We start from the raw sequence: 20331 nt of genomic DNA, 5'->3' as shown, positions 1-20331 counted from the left end.
TGCGGTCTGCGTGCTTGGGCGTTTAAAGTCACATCATAGAGATGTGCTGTTTTGTTATACCAGTTCGTCTGAAGTATATCCCTGAGGAAGCTGACGACAGTTATAGCCGGATGCCATGATTTCCCCGTAGGCTCCTGCTGAACGGAGGGCAATGAGATCACCACGTTTCACTTTGTTTAAGTCGATAGCTTTTCCGAATACATCAGATGATTCACAGATCGGACCTACCACATCGTAAGTTTCGGTTGCTTCGTCAGAAGTGATATTCTCGATTTTGTGGTATGCCTGATAAAGAGCTGGCCGGATAAGGTCTGTCATACCTCCGTCTACAATAGCAAACTGCTTGTTGGTTCCCTGCTTTACATAGATCACCTTTGTGATGAGGCTTCCGCATTGTCCTACAACAGAACGTCCCAGTTCGAAGTGGAGTGTCTGTTGCGGGCGGAGCTTCAGATGCTTGTGATAAGTTTCGAAGTAGGAAGCAAAGTCAGGTACAGGCTGGCGGTTCGGGTGGGCATAATCGATACCGAGTCCGCCTCCCACATTAATGTGCTCTACAATGATCTGACGGGCATAGAGCTTTTCCTGCAATTCATTGATGCGGTTGCAGAGAGCAGTGAAGTCACCCATGTCGAGGATCTGTGAACCGATATGGAAGTGGAGACCGACAAAGTTAATGTTGTTCATTTCCAGTGCCCGATCGATTACATGATCCATATCCTTCATGCTGATACCGAATTTGTTTTCGGCCAGGCCGGTTGTAATGTTGGCATGCGTATGTGCACCCACATCCGGATTGATGCGGAAGGCCACTCTGGCGATTTTACCTTTGGCTGTAGCCAGTTCATTAATGACTTCAAGTTCCGGAACAGATTCCACGTTAAAGCAGAAAATATCATAATCCAGTCCGAGGTTGATTTCTGCATCTGTTTTGCCGACTCCGGCATAAACAATCTTGTTTGCCGGGAATCCAGCCTTGATTGCAGCCTTGATTTCACCTCCGCTTACACAGTCGGCTCCCAGTCCGCTTTCCCGGATGATGCTTAAAACCTTAGGATTTGCATTGGCCTTAACAGCGTAATGTACACAGAACTTGTTGTATTTTCCGGCTTCTTTACGAATCGTATCCAGCGTATGGCGCAGCAGATTCGTATCGTAATAATAGAAGGGAGTTTCCAGTTCGCGGAATTTATGAATAGGGAATGTTCCTTTCATGCTTAGTTCAGTTTTTTATTTTTATTGAATAGATAATGTAGCAAGAGCGGACGACGCGGTGTTTAAGAACCGTGAACATCCGCTCTTCTAGAGTTTCATTGATATCTTGTCCCTGTTGCTGACAGGGCTTTTTTTACTTGTTGTTGAACAAGGCGTCGCTCAATGACTGCAATGCTTTCTTCTTGTCAGCTTCGCGGATCAGGAACGAAATGTTGTAGTTGCTTCCTCCAAAGGAGATCATGCGTACCGGGATGTCGCGCATCGCATCAAGAGCTTTAGCTTCGAAACCGACATTTTCCCATTCCAGGTCACCTACAACACATACGATACACATGTCATGGTCAACAGTAACAGTACCGTATTTCTTCAGGTCGTCTACGATTTCATTCAGATGCTTGGTGTTGTCGATAGACATAGATACACCTACTTCTGAAGTACAAACCATGTCAATGGCAGTCTGGTAGCTTTCGAAGATTTCAAACACTTTGCGCAGGAAACCGTGAGCCAGCAACATACGGCTTGACTTGATCTTGATGGCAGTGATGTTATCTTTGGCAGCAACAGCTTTGATCTTACCCTTTTCTGTTTCGTTTGAAATCAGGGTACCCGGAGCAGTCGGTTCCATTGTGTTGAGCAGACGTACGGGGATGTTGGCATATTTGGCAGGCTGTACGCAAGTCGGGTGCAGGATCTTTGCACCGAAGTAAGCCAATTCGGCAGCTTCTTCAAAGTGAAGCTGGCGCACCGGAGAAGTTTTGTCCACGATACGCGGATCATTGTCATGCATACCGTCGATGTCTGTCCAGATCTGGATTTCGCTGGCGTTGACAGCTGCTCCGATAAGAGATGCAGTGTAGTCACTGCCACCACGCTGGAGGTTGTCGATTTCTCCGTATGCATTACGGCAAATGAATCCTTGAGTGATATAGATTTCATAGTCCGGATTTGCTTCCAGTTGGATGGCCAGTTTCTCACGGATATATGTGAGGTCAGGTTCACTGTTCTTGTCCGTACGCATAAATTCCAGAGCCGGAATTAAGGTTGCTTTCACGCCCTGTTCACACAGATAATTAGTCACCATATTGGTAGAGATAATTTCTCCCTGTGCCAGGATGACCTTTTCTTCAAACAAGGTGAAGATGTCTTTGGTGTATGAGCGGATGTAGTCGAATACGGATTTGACGAATTCCAGAGTTTTCTGTTTATACTCTTCAGTGGAATAAAGCTCCTCAATATGCTGTTTATATTTAGCCTCCAGCTTATTGATGACTTCGTTAGCACCTTCAGGATTTTTCTTGTACAGATAATCCGAAATCTCAACCAGTGTATTGGTTGTTCCTGACATAGCTGACAATACTACGATCTTTTGTTCGCCGTCAGTAATCAATTTGGCTACATCCTTCATTCTCTGTGCAGAGCCTACGGATGTTCCTCCAAACTTTAAAACCTTCATTTTACCTTCCGAATTTTAATTTTGTTGGTTAATCGTTCTTTTTATTATTTCTCGTGCAAATGTAGTAATAAAAAACAGACTTTTTGAGTTTATCGGGAAAAAGTGATTGCCCGTTAGGTCTTTTTTATAAATTCGTGTCTTTTTGCAGGCGATGATCCTTGCAACAGTAGACTGTTCCGGGGTATTCAGTCAGCAGATTCAGATTATGAGTCGTCATGATGATGGCCGAACCCTGCCGGCAGATGTCGCGCAGAAGTTCCACGATGTGGCGTCCGGTTTCTACGTCAAGGTTGCCTGTCGGTTCGTCTGCAAGAATGATTTCCGGCTTGTTCAGAATGGCTCTTGCAATGACGATACGCTGCTGTTCGCCTCCGGATAATTCATTGGGCATCTTATATCCTTTGTTCTCCATTCCCACTTGTGTCAGAACTTCATGGATGCGGTTCTGGATGGCGGTCCGGTCTTTCCAGCCGGTTGCCCGGAGAACGAACTTCAGGTTCTCTTCCACGGTGCGGTCGGTCAGAAGCTGGAAGTCCTGGAACACAATTCCCAGCCGGCGGCGGAGTGCAGGGATCTGACCTGGCCGGATCTCACGCATGTTGTATTCCAGTACCTGGGGTTCTCCGTTACAGGCGGGCAACTCTCCATAAATGGTTTTCAGGAAAGTAGATTTCCCACTTCCTACTTTTCCGATGATGTAGACGAACTCTCCGCGGCGAAGTTCAAAATTGACATCGTTCAGAATGCCGAGTTCCTGCTGGTTGATGTCTACGTTGCGGTAGACGATGAGTGGCTGTTCCTCCATCTGCTTAGTGTTTTTTCCAGTTTTCACTATGACGTTCACGGAGTTCGCGTGCCAGATCTTCGATGCGGTACCCTTTGGAAGTAAGGAGTACAATCAGGTGATAAATCAGGTCTGCTCCTTCATAAATCAGTCGTTCGTCAGTGCCGTTGCATGCTTCGATGACGGTTTCCACAGCTTCTTCTCCCACTTTCTGGGCCATTTTGTTTACGCCGGAGCGGAAAAGGCTGGTGGTATATGATTTCTCGGGCATTTCTTCGTGCCGTTTGTCGATGAAGTCCTGCAGTTCCTTGAGGAACATGATGTCTTCCGCTTCATTCTTTTCGTTCCAGCAGGTATCAGCTCCTGTGTGGCAGACAGGGCCGTGAGGATTGACCTTGATGAGCAGCGTATCCTGATCACAGTCGGCACTGATGCTGACTACATCCAGATAGTGTCCGCTGGTTTCTCCCTTGGTCCACAGCTGGTTGCGTGTCCGGCTGAAGAAAGTGACTTTCCCTGTTTCTATTGTTTTCTGATAGGCTTCCTGATTCATGAATCCCAGCATGAGTACGGTACGGGTGCTGTTGTCCTGGATGATGGCAGGAACCAGCCCGTTCATTTTGTCAAAATTCAGTTCCATAATGCGTGGTATATAGTTTCTTTAAAATATTATAATCTGACATTGATGCCTTCCTCCCGGAGATATTCCTTGAGGGAAGGGATCGGAATTTCACCGAAATGGAATACACTTGCAGCCAGGGCTGCGTCTGCTTTTCCCAGCAGGAATGCATCGCGGAAATGTTCTTTGGCTCCAGCTCCTCCGGAAGCGATTACCGGGATGGAAAGCGTCTGTGCCAGATGGGCAAGCGCTTCATTGGCATAGCCTGTTTTCACTCCGTCATGATCCATGCTTGTGAACAGGATCTCGCCGGCTCCGCGCTGGTTGGCTTCCTGGGCCCATTCGTAGAGATAGCGGTCGGTTTCGAGCCGTCCCCCGTTCAGGTAACATTTCCATCCGGCGGGAGTCTGCCGGGCATCGATGGCCACGACGCATACCTGAGAGCCGAAGTGTCTGGCGATATCGTCAATCAGTGCGGGATTCTTCAGAGCAGCCGAGTTGATGGAGATCTTATCCGCACCGGCATTGAGCAGGCGGTCTACATCTGCCAGTTCGTGGATGCCGCCACCCACGGTGAAGGGAATATTGATTTCCGCAGCAATCCGTTTCACCAGTTCGGTGAATGTTTTCCGTCCTTCATGGCTCGCTGTGATGTCGAGGTAAACCAGTTCGTCTGCTCCCTGTTCGCTGTAAGCCTTGCCCAGCTCCACCGGGTCACCGGCCTGTCTCAGGTTGACGAAGTTGGTTCCTTTTACGGTTTGTCCGTCCTTGATGTCCAGACAAGGTATGATTCGTTTGGCAAGCATAGTTTTCCGTTTTTTTTAGAGGTTAGAGAAAATCTGCCAGTTGCTTCAGGGTAATCCGTCCTTCGTAAAGGGCTTTGCCGAAAACGACGGCTGGAATCTGCTTTTCTTCCAGACGACGGATGTCATCTATACAGCTTACACCTCCGCTCGCGATGAGGTGAAGGGTGGGGTGCTGGCTGATGATGTCGTGATACAAGTCCGTTGCGGGGCCCTGCATCATTCCGTCACGGCTGATGTCTGTGCAGAGAACCTGGGTTACACCTTTCTTTATATATGCATCAATGAAAGGTTCCAGCTGGTCATTGCTCTCTTCTTTCCATCCGTTGACGGCTATCTTTCCGTTTTTGACATCGGCTCCCAGAATAATCTTCTCGGGGCCGTACTGGGCAAGCCATTTGTCGAAACGTTCCGGGTGTTTGACCGCAACGCTTCCCAGTGTTACCATCTGTGCGCCGTTGTCAAAGGCTATGACGAGATCTTCGTCAGTCTTGATGCCTCCGCCGAAATCGATTTTCAGGGAAGTTCGTCCGGCAATGCGTTCGAGAACGCGGTAATTGACTACGTGCTGTGAGGCTGCTCCGTCCAGGTCGACAACGTGCAACCGCTGGATTCCGTAAGCTTCCAGCTGCAATGCCATTTCTACGGGATCCTGGTTATATTCTTGTTTGGATGCATAATCACCTTGTGACAGGCGGACACATTTTCCGCCGATAATGTCAATGGCAGGTATGATTTCTATCATGGTATGAAAATCTGTATTCGTTGATATTAGGATAAATAACAGTCCGGATCTTACAGTTCCAGGAAGTTGGTCAGGATCCGTTCCCCGATTCTTCCGCTTTTTTCCGGATGAAACTGGGTTGCATAATAATTGTCCTTATGCAAAGCTGCGCTGAAAGGCAGGATATAGTCGGTCACGGCAGCAGTAAATGGATTGACCGGTACATAGAAACTATGTACGAAATAAACGTATTCCTCCGGCGAAAGTCCTTTGAAAAGCGGATCCTGCAGGCTGGAGATGGTATCCCATCCGGTGTGGGGCACTTTGTCTTCCTGCCGTTGGGGAAGAAAACGTTTCACGTCGGTGTCAAAGATGCCGAGGCAGTCCACATCCCCTTCCTCCGAATGCCGGCACATCAGTTGCATGCCCAGGCAGATTCCCAGTACGGGCTGTTTCAGATCCCTGATGAGGCGGTCCAGCCCGTGTTCCTGCAAGTGCTTCATGGTTGTTCCGGCTTCTCCCACACCGGGGAAGATAATTTTATCGGCACTCAGCAGTTCCTCGGGGTTGTCTGTAAGGATAGCTTCCACCCCAAGCCTTTTGAGGGCATGGCTGACGGAAAAGATGTTTCCGGCGTTGTATTTGATAATAGCTGTTTTCATGAATCTGAAATTTGGTGTTTGATAGACACTTTTCCGCAAAAATAACTAATTATTGTTTATCTCCTAAGAATAATGACAAAAAGTTGATGGTACAGGCCTTTTTGCAGGCTGTTTGTTTGGATGACGCTTCCGGATACCCGGAGAGTCAATGCATTTTTTTTAGAAAAAAGAGCAAGAAGTATTGCAGAATAAAGAATTTGTTGTATCTTTGCATCCGCAATCGAGAGAGAAAGCAATAAAGTAAAAATACTGGTGCGTTAGTTCAGTTGGTTAGAATACATGCCTGTCACGCATGGGGTCACGGGTTCGAGTCCCGTACGCACCGCTGAGGTTCAGTGAAAACTGAGAATCTGAAAGCGAAGAAGCTCACAAATGAAGGATTTGTGAGCTTCTTTTTTTATCTCCTCTTCCGCATGTTCCTGAAAAGATTGCCTCTGCTTTGGCTCTTATATATAATAAGGTATAGGGAGACGGATCCGTAAGATCTGTGTGCTTTGGTGCGTTTTGTTTGTCAAAAATTCCTTTTCTGACCTAATTTTTCGTACTTTTGGACGCGATAAAAGGAAAATTACTAATCAAAAACTATAGAAGCGCATGAAAGAAGAACAAGAAAAACCGGTTGGATTGCCTGAAAACGCATTCCGGCCGCTGAAGCCGGGGGAAAAGTATGAACCTTTGATGTCTCCCGACAAAACTTATCCGGAAGTTAACCTTTGGTCTGTAAGCTGGGGTATTGTGATGGCTGTCATTTTCTCGGCAGCAGCGGCCTTTCTGGGCCTGAAAGTAGGACAGGTGTTTGAAGCCGCCATTCCTATTGCCATTATTGCCGTGGGTGTGTCAAGTGCCACCAAGCGCAAAGGCGCACTGGGAGAGAATGTCATGATTCAGTCCGTCGGTGCCTGCTCAGGCGTAATTGTAGCCGGTGCTATCTTTACGCTTCCTGCTCTTTATATCCTGCAGGAAAAGTATCCCGAAATGACGGTCAACTTTATGCAGATGTTCATCAGCTCCCTGCTGGGCGGTGTGCTGGGTATTCTTTTCCTGATTCCATTCCGTAAATATTTCGTAAGTGAGAAACATGGTGAATATCCTTTCCCGGAAGCTACGGCCAGTACTCAGGTGCTTGTTTCCGGTGAAAAGGGAGGCGATCAGGCCAAACCGCTGCTGATGGCGGGCCTTGTAGGAGGTCTGTATGACTTCATCGTGGGAACTTTCGGCTGGTGGAATGAAAACTTCACGAGCCGTGTCTGCGGATGGGGAGAAACCCTGGCTGAGAAGCTGAAACTGGTTTTCAAGATCAATACGGGTGCTGCCGTACTGGGACTCGGATACATTGTCGGACTGAAGTATGCGGCCATCATCTGTGCCGGTTCACTGGCTGTCTGGCTGATCATTGTTCCCGGTTTCTCTCTGCTTTGGGGAGATCAGGTGCTGAATGCATGGAATCCTTCGATTGCAGTGGCTGTAAAAGACATGTCACCCGAACAGATTTTCTCCGAATATGCCAAGAGCATCGGTATCGGTGGTATTGCGATGGCCGGTATCATTGGTATTGTCCGTTCCTGGGGAATCATCAAGAGTGCGGTGAGTCTTGCTGCCCGCGAAATGGGTGGAAAGAAAGTTGAAGCGAAGGCTGAACGTACGCAGAAAGATATTTCAATGAAGATCATCGCTTTCGGATCTATCTTTACCCTGTTGCTGGTACTGCTGTTCTTCTACTTCGACGTAATGCAGGGAAATGTGTTGCATACAGTGGTAGCCATTCTGCTGGTAGCAGGTATTTCGTTCCTGTTCACAACGGTCGCAGCCAATGCGATTGCCATTGTGGGAACCAATCCTGTATCGGGAATGACTCTGATGACACTGATTCTGGCATCGGTTATCATGGTTGCTGTTGGCTTGAACGGAGCGACAGGAATGGTGGCTGCCCTGGTAATGGGAGGCGTTGTATGTACGGCTCTTTCCATGGCCGGAGGTTTTATCACTGACCTGAAGATCGGTTACTGGCTGGGAAGTACCCCGAAGAAGCAGGAAACCTGGAAGTTCCTCGGAACTCTGGTATCGGCTGCTACCGTAGGCGGTGTGATTATGGTTTTGAATGAATCATACGGCTTTACGAGCGGACAGCTGGCTGCCCCGCAGGCCAATGCCATGGCGGCTGTGATTGATCCGCTGATGAATGGAGTGGGAGCGCCCTGGCTGTTGTATGGAGCCGGAGCCTTGCTTGCTCTGATCCTGACTTTCTGCGGAGTGCCTGCACTGGCCTTTGCGCTGGGAATGTTCATTCCTCTTGAACTGAACCTTCCGTTGCTGGTCGGCGGTGCTGTCAACTGGTATGTCACAACCCGCAGCAAGGACGAAGCAGTGAACAGTGCACGTGGTGAGAAAGGAACCCTGCTGGCTTCCGGATTCATTGCCGGAGGTGCCCTGATGGGTGTGGTAAGTGCCATTATGCGTTACTGTAAAATCAATCTGATCAACGAAAGCTGGCTGGCAAATCCGATGAGTCAGATCGTATCGTTGCTGGCTTATATCCTGCTGATCACTTATCTGGTGAAAGCAAGCATGAAACTGAAAAAATAAACGCTGAAAAGTATTTGCCGTATGAAAAAGTCATTGCTTTTCCTTTTGTTTCTCCTTCCGGCCGCTCTCTTTGCCCAGAAAGCAATTGAGATTAAATTATGGCCTGATGGTGCCCCTAACGACAACGGCATCCTGCAGGAAGATCTGACGGATCCGGATTATCCCAAGAATACCCGGGAGGCTATCCTGTATGTCTATCCGGCTGAAAAAGGAAACGGACTGTCCGTCGTAGCCTGTCCGGGAGGAGGATATTCGATTCTGGCCATGCACCACGAGGGAACAGACATGGCCGCCTGGTTCAACAGTCAGGGCATAACGTATGCAGTACTCCGCTACCGGATGCCCAACGGACACGATGAGGTACCTCTGAGCGATGTACATCAGGCTATCCGTGTCATGCGCAGTCATGCGGATGACTGGCAGGTGAAGAAAGTCGGCGTGATGGGCGCTTCGGCAGGCGGACATCTGGCAAGTACGGCCGCTACCCATTTTGATGCGGAAACCCGTCCTGATTTCCAGATTCTTTTTTATCCGGTTATCAGCATGGACCCGAAAATAAACCATCGCGGATCCCGCATCAATCTGCTGGGGCAGAATCCTTCCGCCGAGAAGGTCAGGGAATATTCCAATGAACTTCAGGTAACACCGCAGACGCCGCCCGCCTTTATCATGCACAGCAGTGATGATACGGCTGTTCCTGTTGCCAACAGTCTGAATTATTTTCAGGCGCTTGTGAACAATCAGGTACCGGCCAGCAGTCTGCATGTTTATCCTGTCGGAGGTCACGGATGGGGATATAACGACAGCTTCCCCTACAAGCGCCAATGGACCGGCGAACTGGAAAAATGGTTGCGGGAAATCAGTAAATTATAAGATAAAGCTTGGTGGAATAAAAGATTATTCGTACCTTTGCCGCGCCATTACGAGTTGATGGCATAATTCAAATCAATAAAAACTAAAAAAGAAATTTTAAAAGAAAATGGCAACGAAAATCAGATTGCAGAGAAACGGACGCAAAGGATATGCGTTCTATGCTATTGTTATTGCAGATGCAAGAGCACCACGTGATGGTAGATTTACTGAGAAAATTGGTACTTACAACCCGAATACCAATCCTGCCACAGTAGATTTGAATTTTGAACGTGCATTGCACTGGGTGATGGTAGGTGCTCAGCCTACTGACACTGTACGCACTATCTTGTCTCGCGAAGGTGTTTACATGAAGAAACACTTGCTGGGTGGTGTTGCTAAAGGTGCATTCGATGAAGCTACTGCTGAAGCTCGCTTCAATGCCTGGAAAGAAAACAAACAGGCTGGTCTGGACGCTTTGAGAGCAAAAGACGCAGAAGCTAAGAAGGCTGCTGAGAAGGCACGTCTGGAAGCTGAAAAGAAAGTAAATGAAACAATCGCTCAGAAGGTAGCTGAAAAGAAAGCTGCTGAAGCTGCTGCCAAAGCTGAAGCTGAGGCTGCTGCAAACGCAGAAGAAGCTCCTGCTGAAGAAGCTGCTGAAGCTCCTGCTGAAGCTTGATTGCTTGCATCACACTTGCAGTAAAAGAAACTGGAGGATGTGTCCTGAGGGATGCATCCTCTTTTTTTATACTCTTCCGGCGAGGTTTTTCTCCGGGAAGACGGAGGCGGGCAGGAGCCTGTTCTGAAGGGTTTGCAGGAAGGGGAAAAATCGACCGCACGATCCGGCTCCAACGACCGCATAATTCAGCCCCAACGACCGCACGATTCCGGCTCATCGACCGCACGATTTTTTCCCTGGTTCCGGATGCCCTGGAAGGGGTTGCCGGACCTTTGGGGAATTGTTTCAGAAGCCGCCGGAGTTTTTTAAAAACGTTTCGGCGTTCAGGGGAAAAGCCCTCGGGCTTTTCATGAAAAGAATTCGACGTTTTTACGGGCATAAAAAAACCCGGCTTTTCGGGGCCGGGGGATGATCCGTATTATTTGTCAGCCGATGGCATCATGTCTCCTTCAATGACCAGTCGGGTGATTTCGTCTTTACTGTTCGTGCGCAGGGTGATGGTCTTGCGGAAATGTCCGGGGAACTTGCCTGCACCGTCGTAAGTTACTGTAATGATACCGCTTTCTCCCGGTTTGATGGGTTCTTTCGGATATTGCGGTACGGTGCATCCGCAGGAAGCAATGGCCTGGTGGATCACCAGCGGGCCGTCACCGGCATTGGTAAACTTGAAAGTACAGGTAACTTTCGGGTTGCTTTCAGAGAAAGATCCGAAGTTGTGGCTCGTCTTTTCAAATTTAATCAGAGCCGTTCCCTGAGCAAAAACGAATAGTGCACTCAGTGTAATCAGGAGTGCGCTGAGAAAAATTTTTTTCATTGCTATGTCCTTTTTAGTTAAACCGCTGTAAAAGTACTGATTTTTGTGCGATTTAGGTTGTCTTGATTAGGTTTATTAACGAATAACTATCCTCTGTTGACCTGTTTCACTCCTTTTACGGTTTTGATCTTCTTGATCAGTGCTTCCAGTTTTCCCGTATCGTCTACCATTACGGTCAGCATGCCGGAGAAAAGTCCGTCGTGAGAATCGATGCTGATGGACCGCAGCAGAATGTCACTCTCCTTATTGATGATGGAAGTGATATTCGTCACGATACCGATATCGTCATGTCCCACGATGCGCAGGGTGATGGGGTATTGCTTGCCCTGGCTCTTTCCTGCCCATTTGGCGCGTACGATGCGGTAGGGGAATCTGGACTTCATGTCTTTGGCGTTCGGGCAGTCGCAGCGGTGGATCTTGATTCCTCCCGAGATGCTGACGAATCCGAATACCTCGTCGCCGTAGATGGGGTTGCAGCAGCGCGCCAGCGTGAAGTCAAGTCCCTTCAGATTTTGGTCGATCACCAGTACGTCGTCCTTGTAATAATCCTTGCCTTCCACAGGCTGTTGCAGGTTGTAGGCCTCGGCGCTTCGGTAAGTGATTTCGTCCCGCTGCTCGCTTTCCCGTTTCTGGAGTTCCAGGTACTTGTCGATGATGGTATTGACATCCATGGTCTCGTCGGCAATGCCCTGATAGAAGTCGGTGACATTCTTGTAGCCCAGCTTGCGGATGAGTCTCATCAGGATGGCTTCATCGTATTCCAGCTTGCGGTTCTTGAACTTGCGTTCCAGGGTTTCCTTGGCAAACTGGGTCTGCTTGGCCGCAATTTCCTTCAGGGTCTGGCGGATCTTGGTGCGCGCCTTGGAGGTCGTGACGAAGTTCAGCCAGTCTCTTTTCGGAGTCTGTGTGCTCGAAGTGATGATCTCCACCTGATCACCGCTGTTCAGGGTTTGCCGCAAAGGAACGTTTTTTCCGTTGACGCGTGCTCCGATACACCGGCTTCCGATGCTGGTGTGGATGGTAAAGGCAAAGTCGAGGATGGTGGCTCCCTGCGGCAGTTTGTAAAGGTCGCCTTTGGGAGTGAATACGAAGACTTCATCTTTGTAGAGATCCAGTTTGAACTGATCCATAGCTTCCATGTCGCTGTCTGCATTCTCCAGTGTCTCGCGGATGGAGTTCAGCCATTCGTCCAGTCCCGTTTCTCCCTTGATACCTTTATATCTCCAGTGGGCTGCAAGTCCTTTTTCGGCGATTTCGTCCATGCGTTCGGTACGGATCTGTACTTCCACCCATTTTCCTTCCGGTCCCATGACGGTGATGTGCAGGGATTCATAGCCGTTGCTTTTGGGGACGGACAGCCAGTCACGGAGTCGCTTGGGGTTGGGCAGATACATGTCGGTCACGATGGAGTAAGCCTGCCAGCATTCCTGTTTTTCCTTGTCAATAGGGGAGTCGAGGATAATGCGGATGGCAAACAGATCGTATACACCTTCGAACGGACAGCCCTGTTTCTTCATCTTCTGATAGATGGAATGGATGGACTTGGTGCGTCCTTTGATGTGGAATTTCAGCCCGGCCTCTTCCAGCTTTCTGCGTACCGGTTCGATGAAAGCGTCGATATACCGGTCGCGTGCTGCCTTGGTGGCATTCAGTTTGTCCTTGATGTGGTAATAGATGTCGTGCTGTGTATATTTCAGCGATAAGTCCTCAAGTTCTGATTTCAGCTTGTAAAGTCCCAGCTTGTGTGCCAGCGGAGCATAGAGATAAGCCGCTTCATTGGCCACTTCCAGGCGTGCCTCTTCGTTGGGGCAGTCTTTGATCTGCCGCATCAGGTTGACGCGGTCTGCAATCATGATGAGGATAACCCGCATGTCTTCGGCAAACGAAAGCAGCAGGTTGCGGAAGTTTTCTGATTCGATGGTCGGGCTTTTCGTGTAGAGTTCGTTGATCTTTACCAGTCCCCGAATGATTCCGGCCACGTCTTCTCCGTATTCCTGTTGCACGGACTCCAGGGAACAGAATCCGCATTTCACGGATTCATGCAGCATAATACCCAGGATGGAAGCCCGTCGCATTCCGATTTCTTCGCTGACAATGACGGCTGTCTGCATGTCCTTGATGATGGAATTCATACCGAACACGTTTCGGGGAATGCTTTTGCTGGAAGCGGCAGCAATCAAGTGGTTCTTCAACTTGTGGCAGTCGTCTTTTAGTAGAGTCTCTCCGGATAGTTGCAGGATCTTTTTATAGAGTGCAATCAGTTGTCTGTGCTCCTCCGGAGTAAAAAAAAGTGCTTCTTCCATGATGTCTTGTTTTAATCTTCGAGGGTAAAGTTAGTTTTTTTCTTCCTTTTTGCTATAAACTTTCGGCATTTTTTTATACTTTTGGATATCTTTCGATGATGAAATTCATTTTTAACCTAAAAATATACTAGCGTATGTTGACGTGCGAAGACAAAGAGTTATTAAAACAGAAAGGGATTACCGAAGAACAGATAGCCGAACAGCTGGCTTGTTTTGAGAAAGGTTTCCCGTTCCTGCAGCTGGCCGGAGCTGCATCCGTGGACAACAATGGGATCATGGTCCCGGATTCTGAGGCTCAGAAGAAATATCTGGAAGCATGGGATGCTTACATGCAGGGCCCTTCAAAAATTGTGAAGTTTGTGCCTGCTTCGGGTGCGGCCAGCCGTATGTTCAAGAATATGTTCGAATTTCTGGGTGCGGATTATGATGTTCCGACTACAGACTTTGAGAAAAAATTCTTTGACCACATCCATAGTTTCGCCTTCTTCAACGACCTGAATGCTGCTTGTATGGACAATACAGGCAAGACCATCAATGCTTTGCTTGAAGAACGTCAGTACAAGGCCATCGTTTCCAACCTGCTGGAAGCTGCCGGCCTGAATTATGGTGCACTGCCGAAGGGCTTGCTGAAGTTCCACCGGTATGCAGACGGTGTGCGTACTCCGTTGGAAGAACATCTGGTGGAAGGTGCGCTTTATGCAGCCGGAAAGAGTGGAGAAGCCAATGTTCATTTCACCGTATCAACGGAACACCGTCAGCTGTTCCAGCAGCTGGTGGATGCCAAGGTGGCGGAATATGAGGCTAAGTATGGCATTCGTTATCATGTAAGTTTCTCTGAACAGAAGCCGAGTACGGATACAGTGGCTGCGGACATGGAGAACAAGCCGTTCCGCGACAAGGGCAAACTGCTCTTCCGTCCGGGTGGTCACGGTGCGCTGATTGAGAACCTGAACGACCTGGATGCTGATGTGGTATTCATCAAGAACATTGATAATGTGGTGCCCGACCGTCTGAAAGGTGATACCGTTACTTACAAGAAATTGCTGGCCGGCGTGCTGGTAACTTTGCAGGCGAAGGCTTTCGATTACCTGCGCTTGCTGGATGGCGGACATTACAGCCATGATCAGCTGGAAGAGATTATCCGTTTCGTGCAGCGTGACTTGCGCTGCCGCCGTGCCGATCTCAAGCAGCTGGAGGATGCGGACCTGGTGATTTACCTGCGCAAGAAGCTGAACCGTCCGATGCGTGTCTGTGGTATGGTGAAGAACGTAGGCGAACCGGGAGGTGGCCCGTTCCTGGCTTATAATCCGGATGGAACTGTTTCCTTGCAGATTCTGGAAAGTTCACAGATTGATATGAAAGATCCTGAAAAGAAAGCCATGTTCGAACAGGGAACTCACTTCAATCCGGTGGATCTGGTCTGCGCTGTACGCGACTACAAGGGCAATAAGTTCAATTTGCTGAACTATGTGGACAAGGCAACAGGCTTCATTTCCTACAAGTCAAAGGGCGGCAAGGAACTGAAGGCACTGGAACTTCCGGGCTTGTGGAACGGTTCGATGAGCGACTGGAATACGGTATTTGTAGAAGTTCCTCTGAGCACGTTCAATCCGGTGAAGACGGTGAACGACCTGCTGAGAGAACAGCATCAGTAATTTTGACTTCGGGGAGGCGAATGGCTTCCTGAGGTTCGTTAAAGTCCGGAGTCAGTCTGTCCGTGTACAGGCGGAAGGTTCATTCCGTGTGCGGCAGACTGGTCCCGGTCTTTTTCATGCTGAAAAAAGAATGGACAACCGATGTCCGGCGGGTTCCGGGCACTCTTTAATAAATTAATAGATCAGAAAGTAAATTTATGTGGAAAAAAGTTCTTCCTTATGTGGCGGCCGGTGTGGCAGCCCTTTCTTTTGCGGCGTGCGGGCCGAAGGAATATCCTGCACAAGGCGACTGTAACCTGACGGTGTTTCAGCAGGAGCGGGTGCGCTTCTGTCCCGATTCGATTGCCAATTATACGGCTCCGGACAGCAACGGAGTGATGCGTCTGGTGAACGGACGTATTCTGTTGAAGAAAATAACGCTTCCCAAGTACCAGCGTAACATTGATGTGGATATAAAGGTAGAACTGGCTTCCAACGGAGACCGCTGGGACAAGTCGGGTTCTGTCTTTGTGTTGCCGAAGGAATCAGTCATCAACCTGCTGAACATTGCTGAAGGAAAGCAGAAGTTTCCGGAAGTGGACAGCACCAAATATGAGAATATGATCGGTATTGTTCCGGGCAAGGATTATCTTCCTACGGTGGAACTGATGCGTTTTATGACGCCTTTCGGGGTGGGACACTTCAGTGCGCCCGACGATTCTTTGTCGGCAACCCGCCGTCCGGTCTATATCCCTCACTGGGAAAAATCCGTTACCTGGCAGCAGGACATTACGCAGCTTTATCCTTTGCTCGAAGGAGAAGCCTATGTGGGTGTATTCATTGATACCTGGACTCCGGAAGGATATGTGGTCAGTATGGAACTGGATATCAAGGAAAGCAAGCTGGCCAATGACGTGATGCTGAAGCGTCATATCACTCCGCTGATGAACACCGTGTATTACATCGGACAGACGTATCCCGACATTTTTGCCCGCCGTGCGGTGACAACGGACTTCACTTTGCCGCGTGATGCGCGTAATGTGGAACTGAAATACATCGTAACCGGACATGGAGGCCATAGCGGCGGCGACGAGTTCGTGCAGAAACAGAACATTGTTTCCGTGGATGGTAAGGAAGCACTGAATTTCATTCCCTGGCGTGACGACTGTGCTTCATTCCGCCGTTTCAATCCCGGTACGGGAGTTTGGCTGGTGAAGCGTCTGGCTTCTTATATTGATGGGGAAGGATATGCCATGAAGGAAGTGGAAGAGCCGCTGGGTTCATCTGATTTGTCCCGCTCCAACTGGTGCCCGGGCAGTGACGTTGTTCCCGAAACAGCAGCGCTCGGCGATCTGAAAGCCGGTACACATACCTTTACGGTCAGCATTCCGGAAGCCCAGCCGGTGAAAGGAAATGAACTGAACCACTGGCTGGTTTCTGCTTATCTGGTTTGGGAAGAATAAGCGGACCGTATCAGTTCGGAAAAAGACAGATGGCTGCAGGAAAGCTTGTTGAAGCTGCCTGCAGCCATCTGTCTTTTCCGGGAAATCCTGAGGGTATTCAGTCTTTCTGCGGAAGCGGCAGGATATCCATTCCCATGATGTAATCGTTCATGTAGAATCCGTTTCCGATCGGGAAATCTCCTTCATGCACTTTCTGCATGCCCATGTGCTCATAGAATCCTCTGGCAGGATTATGGCGGTTGACATTCAGTTCCATGCGGCAAGGGGTGGGGTGAAGATCCCGGATGGCATTAACGGCCACTTCAAAAAGTCTTCGTCCCAGTCCGTCCTTCCAGAAAGCGGGGAGTACATAAATCTTTTGCAGGTGAAACAGGTCGTCGCCTTCCTGCTGGATAGAGACGTAGCCGGCTGCCTGTCCGTCCTTATATATAAGGTAATAGTGATGGCCTTCTTCTTCCATTTGCCGTCTCAGGCTTTCGGGAGAATACATCCAGTCCATCATGTAATCGATCTGTTCGGGAGTCAGTATCTCGCGGTAGGTATAGGGAAATGCTTCCGTTGCCAGTTCATTGATCAGGGAAATATCAGCTGTTGTTGCTTTTCTGGTAGTAATCATCAGGTCCTCCTTTCATTGGTGATTCACCTGCGAATATACATCTTATCTCGTTTTTTTAAGGAAATTCCCCGTTAAAAACAATAAAACATAGTACTATGTATTGCATAGTATTTAAATAATGCATATATTTGTGCTATACCAATAAAAGATAAACACGATGAATGTAGACAATGTAAAATCGCAAATGCGCAAAGGGATGCTGGAATACTGCATTCTGTTGTTGCTGCATCGGGAAGCCTCCTACGCTTCTGACATTATGCAGAAGCTGAAGGAAGCCAAACTGATAGTGGTGGAAGGTACACTTTATCCGTTACTGACCCGATTGAAGAATGACAATCTGCTGTCGTATGAGTGGGTGGAATCCACGCAAGGACCGCCTCGCAAATACTACCGGCTGACAACGCAAGGAGAGGAATTCCTGCTGGATCTGGAAGCAGCCTGGGATGAACTCTCGGACACAGTAAATCACTTAAGACAAAAACTTTTAATGTAACGATTATGAAAAAGACACTGACTGTAAATTTGGGAGGAACCGTCTATCACATTGATGAGGATGCCTATGTATTGCTGGATAATTATCTGAATAATCTCCGTTATTATTTCCGCAGGGAAGAAGGAGCTGAAGAAATAGTGCGTGATATCGAGAACCGTATCGGAGAACTCTTTGATGAATATCTCCGGAACGGCCAACAGGTCATTACGGTGGAGAATGTTGAAGCCGTGATTGAACGTATGGGAAAGCCTGAACAGCTGGATGAGGAAACTCCGGAATCGGAATCTTCTGCCGGAACCAGACGTGAAGAAAGACCTCGCCGTCTGTTCCGTGATCCGGACGACCGGGTTCTGGGAGGTGTGGCTTCCGGACTGGCTGCCTATTTCAACTGGGATCCCATGTGGGTACGTATTGCTCTTATTCTTCTAGCCATTCCGGTTCATGGACTGATATTGGTCTACCTGATTGCCTGGATTGTGATTCCGGTGGCCCATACGGCTACTGAAAAGTTGCAGATGCACGGGCGTACCATCAGCATGGAAAACATCGGACGTACGGTGACAGACAGTTTTGAGCGTGTGAACGATTATGTGAGATCCGACAAGCCCCGTTCCATACTTCACCGGATCGGGAGTGGAATCGTGCAGATGGTCGGCCTTTTGATGAGACTGGTATTGATCCTGATTGCCATCTGTCTCGCTCCGGTTCTGTTTGCAGGAATTGTAACCGTATTTGCCTTGATTATGGCTGCTACAGGTATTCTGATCAGTGTTCCGGCCTTTGTCTATAACGCTTTTCCCTATATCAACTGGGAACTGGTGGCTTCATCTTCCGGAATGGCTGTCGGGCTGGCTGTTTGTCTGTTGCTGGTGGTATGTATTCCGTTCATTGGACTGTTGCAGCTCATTTTCCAGGGCCTGAAAATATGGGGACCGATGAGTACGACGGCCAAGGTAGTGTGGGTGATCTTATGGTTTGTGGCATTGGGCGCAGGTATAATTCTGTTCATACAGGCTCCTTATTTGAATTATCCTTATCACTTCCTGCTGTAAAACCGGGGATTTCTATTTAAAAATGATTATCTTTGCCGTACAGACGATAAAATACAAAAGATATGACTAAGAAAATACTTTTGCTGGGTTCCGGCGAGTTAGGAAAAGAGTTTGTAATCGCAGCACAGCGACTTGGACAGTATGTCATTGCGTGTGACTCGTATGCGGGAGCTCCCGCGATGCAGGTAGCCGACGCTTGTGAAGTGTTTAGTATGTTGGACGGTGATGCCCTTGACAAGGTGGTCGCAAAGTACCATCCGGACATTATTGTGCCTGAGATTGAAGCCATCCGTACCGAACGTCTTTATCATTTGGAGAAGGAAGACATTCAGGTTGTACCGAGTGCACGGGCCGTTAACTATACAATGAACCGTAAGGCTATTCGTGATCTGGCAGCCAAAGAACTGGGATTGAAGACTGCAAAGTATTTTTATGCAACTTCTTTTGAGGAACTGAAAGAGGCCGCTGAAAAGATAGGTTATCCTTGTGTGATCAAGCCTTTGATGTCGTCTTCCGGTAAGGGACAGTCCATTGCCAAAGGACCTGAAGATCTGAGCTACTCCTGGGAATACGGATGTATGGGAAGCCGGGGAGATATCAAGGAACTGATTGTTGAAGAATTTGTGAAATTCGACAGTGAGATCACCTTGCTTACGGTGACTCAGAAGAACGGACCGACTTTGTTCTGTCCTCCGATTGGCCATGTGCAGAAAGGCGGAGATTATCGCGAAAGTTTCCAGCCGGCTCATATAGCTCCGGAACATCTGGCCGAAGCTCAGCATATGGCAGCAAAGGTAACTGAAGCCTTGACCGGATATGGCTTGTGGGGAGTAGAGTTCTTCCTGAGCCATGAGAACGGAGTTTATTTCTCAGAATTGTCTCCTCGTCCGCATGATACGGGTATGGTTACTTTGGCCAATACGCAGAACCTGAATGAATTTGAACTTCATTTGTATGCTGTACTGGGTCTGCCTATTCCGGGAATTACTCAGGAACACATCGGGGCAAGCGCTGTCATTCTGTCACCAATAGCCAGTCAGGAGACTCCACGTTACAAAGGTGAAGAGCTGGTTTGCTCTCAGCCGAACACTTATCTCCGCATCTTCGGTAAGCCATATACTAAACTGAACCGCCGAATGGGAGTTGTCGTTTGCTACGATAAGAATGATGGTGATCTGGATGCATTGCGTGACAAATGTAAAGCTTTGGCTGCAAAGGTGGAAGTTTATTAATACAGGTAAATATCTTTCCGCGGATTAAGAGTCCGTATGGTTGAATGAAAGCGGGTATCTGAGCGAATGATCTTTTCGTTCAGATACCTTTTTTTATTATATTTTCTTCCTGCTGATCGGGAAATATGTACTTTACTATTCTGAGAAATCTGATTTTTTTCTGAGAAAAAGTCCTTTAATAAATTGATAATTAGAAATGAACGTCAGCTCAGACTTTTTTCAGGAAATCAGTGGATGTTTTTTTGAGTACTTTTGTTATGAATAATTTTCCGGCAAACTTTGCAAAAGCCGGACAACTTAAGTTTAGACCGGAAATTGAAAGTTTTGTCCTTTATGGAGTTTTTTTAATTATG

Annotated in this window: 18 protein-coding genes and 1 tRNA gene; 9 read left to right on the top strand and 10 right to left on the bottom strand. The window is 48.3% G+C overall.

Annotated features, from left to right (window positions below):
• Window positions 1-54: 54 nt before the first annotated feature.
• The 7 genes from lysA to hisH form a co-directional block, all read right to left on the bottom strand.
• On the bottom strand, window positions 55-1215 hold the full coding sequence (lysA, locus tag BACCOPRO_RS05615; protein ID WP_008141738.1) for a diaminopimelate decarboxylase: 1161 nt from the start codon (window positions 1213-1215) through the stop codon (window positions 55-57).
• A 133-nt stretch (window positions 1216-1348) separates the two neighbouring features.
• Window positions 1349-2668 carry an aspartate kinase gene (locus tag BACCOPRO_RS05610; RefSeq protein WP_008141737.1) on the bottom strand — a complete coding sequence of 440 codons (1320 nt, stop codon included), beginning with the start codon at window positions 2666-2668 and terminating at the stop codon, window positions 1349-1351.
• Between the two features lie 124 nt (window positions 2669-2792).
• Window positions 2793-3473 carry a cell division ATP-binding protein FtsE gene (locus BACCOPRO_RS05605; RefSeq protein ID WP_022277393.1) on the bottom strand — a complete coding sequence of 227 codons (681 nt, stop codon included), beginning with the start codon at window positions 3471-3473 and terminating at the stop codon, window positions 2793-2795.
• Between the two features lie 4 nt (window positions 3474-3477).
• A complete protein-coding gene (gene hisIE, locus BACCOPRO_RS05600; RefSeq protein WP_008141735.1) occupies window positions 3478-4092 on the bottom strand; it encodes a bifunctional phosphoribosyl-AMP cyclohydrolase/phosphoribosyl-ATP diphosphatase HisIE in 615 nt (204 codons plus the stop codon).
• A gap of 29 nt (window positions 4093-4121) precedes the next feature.
• On the bottom strand, window positions 4122-4877 hold the full coding sequence (hisF, locus tag BACCOPRO_RS05595) for an imidazole glycerol phosphate synthase subunit HisF (protein WP_008141733.1): 756 nt from the start codon (window positions 4875-4877) through the stop codon (window positions 4122-4124).
• A 22-nt stretch (window positions 4878-4899) separates the two neighbouring features.
• Window positions 4900-5619: a 1-(5-phosphoribosyl)-5-[(5-phosphoribosylamino)methylideneamino]imidazole-4-carboxamide isomerase gene (gene hisA, locus BACCOPRO_RS05590; RefSeq protein WP_008141732.1), complete on the bottom strand. Its 720-nt coding sequence runs from the start codon at window positions 5617-5619 to the stop codon at window positions 4900-4902.
• Window positions 5620-5669: 50 nt separating this feature from the next.
• A complete protein-coding gene (hisH, locus tag BACCOPRO_RS05585; RefSeq protein ID WP_008141731.1) occupies window positions 5670-6260 on the bottom strand; it encodes an imidazole glycerol phosphate synthase subunit HisH in 591 nt (196 codons plus the stop codon).
• Window positions 6261-6511: 251 nt separating this feature from the next.
• On the opposite strand from hisH, the gene BACCOPRO_RS05580 reads away from it, so the two are divergent.
• From BACCOPRO_RS05580 to BACCOPRO_RS05565, 4 genes are all read left to right on the top strand, one after another.
• Window positions 6512-6585: transfer RNA gene (locus tag BACCOPRO_RS05580), tRNA-Asp, on the top strand.
• A 269-nt stretch (window positions 6586-6854) separates the two neighbouring features.
• Window positions 6855-8843: an OPT family oligopeptide transporter gene (locus BACCOPRO_RS05575; protein ID WP_008141727.1), complete on the top strand. Its 1989-nt coding sequence runs from the start codon at window positions 6855-6857 to the stop codon at window positions 8841-8843.
• A 21-nt stretch (window positions 8844-8864) separates the two neighbouring features.
• Window positions 8865-9716: an alpha/beta hydrolase gene (locus BACCOPRO_RS05570; protein ID WP_008141726.1), complete on the top strand. Its 852-nt coding sequence runs from the start codon at window positions 8865-8867 to the stop codon at window positions 9714-9716.
• 106 nt (window positions 9717-9822) lie between these two features.
• Window positions 9823-10371 (top strand): 30S ribosomal protein S16, encoded by a 549-nt coding sequence (locus BACCOPRO_RS05565; protein ID WP_008141724.1) that lies wholly within the window; start codon window positions 9823-9825, stop codon window positions 10369-10371.
• 418 nt (window positions 10372-10789) lie between these two features.
• Here the strand turns inward: BACCOPRO_RS05565 and BACCOPRO_RS05555 are convergent, their stop codons facing one another.
• Both BACCOPRO_RS05555 and BACCOPRO_RS05550 read right to left on the bottom strand, forming a co-directional pair.
• Window positions 10790-11185 (bottom strand): DUF1573 domain-containing protein, encoded by a 396-nt coding sequence (locus tag BACCOPRO_RS05555; RefSeq protein WP_008141720.1) that lies wholly within the window; start codon window positions 11183-11185, stop codon window positions 10790-10792.
• 86 nt (window positions 11186-11271) lie between these two features.
• Entirely contained in the window at window positions 11272-13488 is a 2217-nt protein-coding gene (locus BACCOPRO_RS05550) for a RelA/SpoT family protein (protein ID WP_008141719.1), read from the bottom strand.
• Between the two features lie 134 nt (window positions 13489-13622).
• On the opposite strand from BACCOPRO_RS05550, the gene BACCOPRO_RS05545 reads away from it, so the two are divergent.
• The gene (locus BACCOPRO_RS05545) at window positions 13623-15143 is read left to right on the top strand and encodes a DUF4301 family protein (protein WP_008141717.1); all 1521 of its coding nucleotides are present in this window, start codon (window positions 13623-13625) and stop codon (window positions 15141-15143) included.
• A 197-nt stretch (window positions 15144-15340) separates the two neighbouring features.
• Entirely contained in the window at window positions 15341-16585 is a 1245-nt protein-coding gene (locus BACCOPRO_RS05540; RefSeq protein WP_008141715.1) for a PNGase F N-terminal domain-containing protein, read from the top strand.
• Window positions 16586-16682: 97 nt separating this feature from the next.
• Here the strand turns inward: BACCOPRO_RS05540 and BACCOPRO_RS05535 are convergent, their stop codons facing one another.
• Window positions 16683-17201: a GNAT family N-acetyltransferase gene (locus tag BACCOPRO_RS05535; RefSeq protein WP_008141714.1), complete on the bottom strand. Its 519-nt coding sequence runs from the start codon at window positions 17199-17201 to the stop codon at window positions 16683-16685.
• Window positions 17202-17358: 157 nt separating this feature from the next.
• On the opposite strand from BACCOPRO_RS05535, the gene BACCOPRO_RS05530 reads away from it, so the two are divergent.
• The 3 genes from BACCOPRO_RS05530 (at window position 17359) to purT (ending at window position 19978) form a co-directional block, all read left to right on the top strand.
• On the top strand, window positions 17359-17694 hold the full coding sequence (locus tag BACCOPRO_RS05530) for a PadR family transcriptional regulator (RefSeq protein ID WP_008141713.1): 336 nt from the start codon (window positions 17359-17361) through the stop codon (window positions 17692-17694).
• Between the two features lie 5 nt (window positions 17695-17699).
• On the top strand, window positions 17700-18746 hold the full coding sequence (locus BACCOPRO_RS05525; protein ID WP_008141712.1) for a PspC domain-containing protein: 1047 nt from the start codon (window positions 17700-17702) through the stop codon (window positions 18744-18746).
• Window positions 18747-18808: 62 nt separating this feature from the next.
• Complete coding sequence (gene purT / locus BACCOPRO_RS05520) at window positions 18809-19978, top strand: formate-dependent phosphoribosylglycinamide formyltransferase (protein WP_008141711.1); 1170 nt, start codon at window positions 18809-18811, stop codon at window positions 19976-19978.
• Window positions 19979-20331 lie beyond the last annotated feature (353 nt).

The sequence above is a fragment of the Phocaeicola coprophilus DSM 18228 = JCM 13818 genome, from assembly GCF_000157915.1.
GTDB classification, from domain to species: Bacteria; Bacteroidota; Bacteroidia; order Bacteroidales; family Bacteroidaceae; genus Phocaeicola; species Phocaeicola coprophilus.
This window is presented reverse-complemented; position numbering and strand designations above follow the sequence as displayed.

Excerpts from the sequence above, each read along its gene's own strand:
- purT (WP_008141711.1), top strand. The coding sequence starts at position 18,809 with ATGACTAAGAAAATACTTTTGCTGGGTTCCGGCGAGTTAGGAAAAGAG.
- BACCOPRO_RS05530 (WP_008141713.1), top strand. The coding sequence starts at position 17,359 with ATGAATGTAGACAATGTAAAATCGCAAATGCGCAAAGGGATGCTGGAA.
- BACCOPRO_RS05535 (WP_008141714.1), bottom strand. The coding sequence starts at position 17,201 with ATGATTACTACCAGAAAAGCAACAACAGCTGATATTTCCCTGATCAAT.
- hisIE (WP_008141735.1), bottom strand. The coding sequence starts at position 4,092 with ATGGAACTGAATTTTGACAAAATGAACGGGCTGGTTCCTGCCATCATC.
- BACCOPRO_RS05570 (WP_008141726.1), top strand. The coding sequence starts at position 8,865 with ATGAAAAAGTCATTGCTTTTCCTTTTGTTTCTCCTTCCGGCCGCTCTC.
- BACCOPRO_RS05555 (WP_008141720.1), bottom strand. The coding sequence starts at position 11,185 with ATGAAAAAAATTTTTCTCAGCGCACTCCTGATTACACTGAGTGCACTA.
- BACCOPRO_RS05545 (WP_008141717.1), top strand. The coding sequence starts at position 13,623 with ATGTTGACGTGCGAAGACAAAGAGTTATTAAAACAGAAAGGGATTACC.
- lysA (WP_008141738.1), bottom strand. The coding sequence starts at position 1,215 with ATGAAAGGAACATTCCCTATTCATAAATTCCGCGAACTGGAAACTCCC.
- BACCOPRO_RS05550 (WP_008141719.1), bottom strand. The coding sequence starts at position 13,488 with ATGGAAGAAGCACTTTTTTTTACTCCGGAGGAGCACAGACAACTGATT.
- BACCOPRO_RS05605 (WP_022277393.1), bottom strand. The coding sequence starts at position 3,473 with ATGGAGGAACAGCCACTCATCGTCTACCGCAACGTAGACATCAACCAG.
- BACCOPRO_RS05540 (WP_008141715.1), top strand. The coding sequence starts at position 15,341 with ATGTGGAAAAAAGTTCTTCCTTATGTGGCGGCCGGTGTGGCAGCCCTT.
- hisH (WP_008141731.1), bottom strand. The coding sequence starts at position 6,260 with ATGAAAACAGCTATTATCAAATACAACGCCGGAAACATCTTTTCCGTC.
- hisA (WP_008141732.1), bottom strand. The coding sequence starts at position 5,619 with ATGATAGAAATCATACCTGCCATTGACATTATCGGCGGAAAATGTGTC.
- BACCOPRO_RS05610 (WP_008141737.1), bottom strand. The coding sequence starts at position 2,668 with ATGAAGGTTTTAAAGTTTGGAGGAACATCCGTAGGCTCTGCACAGAGA.
- BACCOPRO_RS05525 (WP_008141712.1), top strand. The coding sequence starts at position 17,700 with ATGAAAAAGACACTGACTGTAAATTTGGGAGGAACCGTCTATCACATT.
- hisF (WP_008141733.1), bottom strand. The coding sequence starts at position 4,877 with ATGCTTGCCAAACGAATCATACCTTGTCTGGACATCAAGGACGGACAA.
- BACCOPRO_RS05575 (WP_008141727.1), top strand. The coding sequence starts at position 6,855 with ATGAAAGAAGAACAAGAAAAACCGGTTGGATTGCCTGAAAACGCATTC.
- BACCOPRO_RS05565 (WP_008141724.1), top strand. The coding sequence starts at position 9,823 with ATGGCAACGAAAATCAGATTGCAGAGAAACGGACGCAAAGGATATGCG.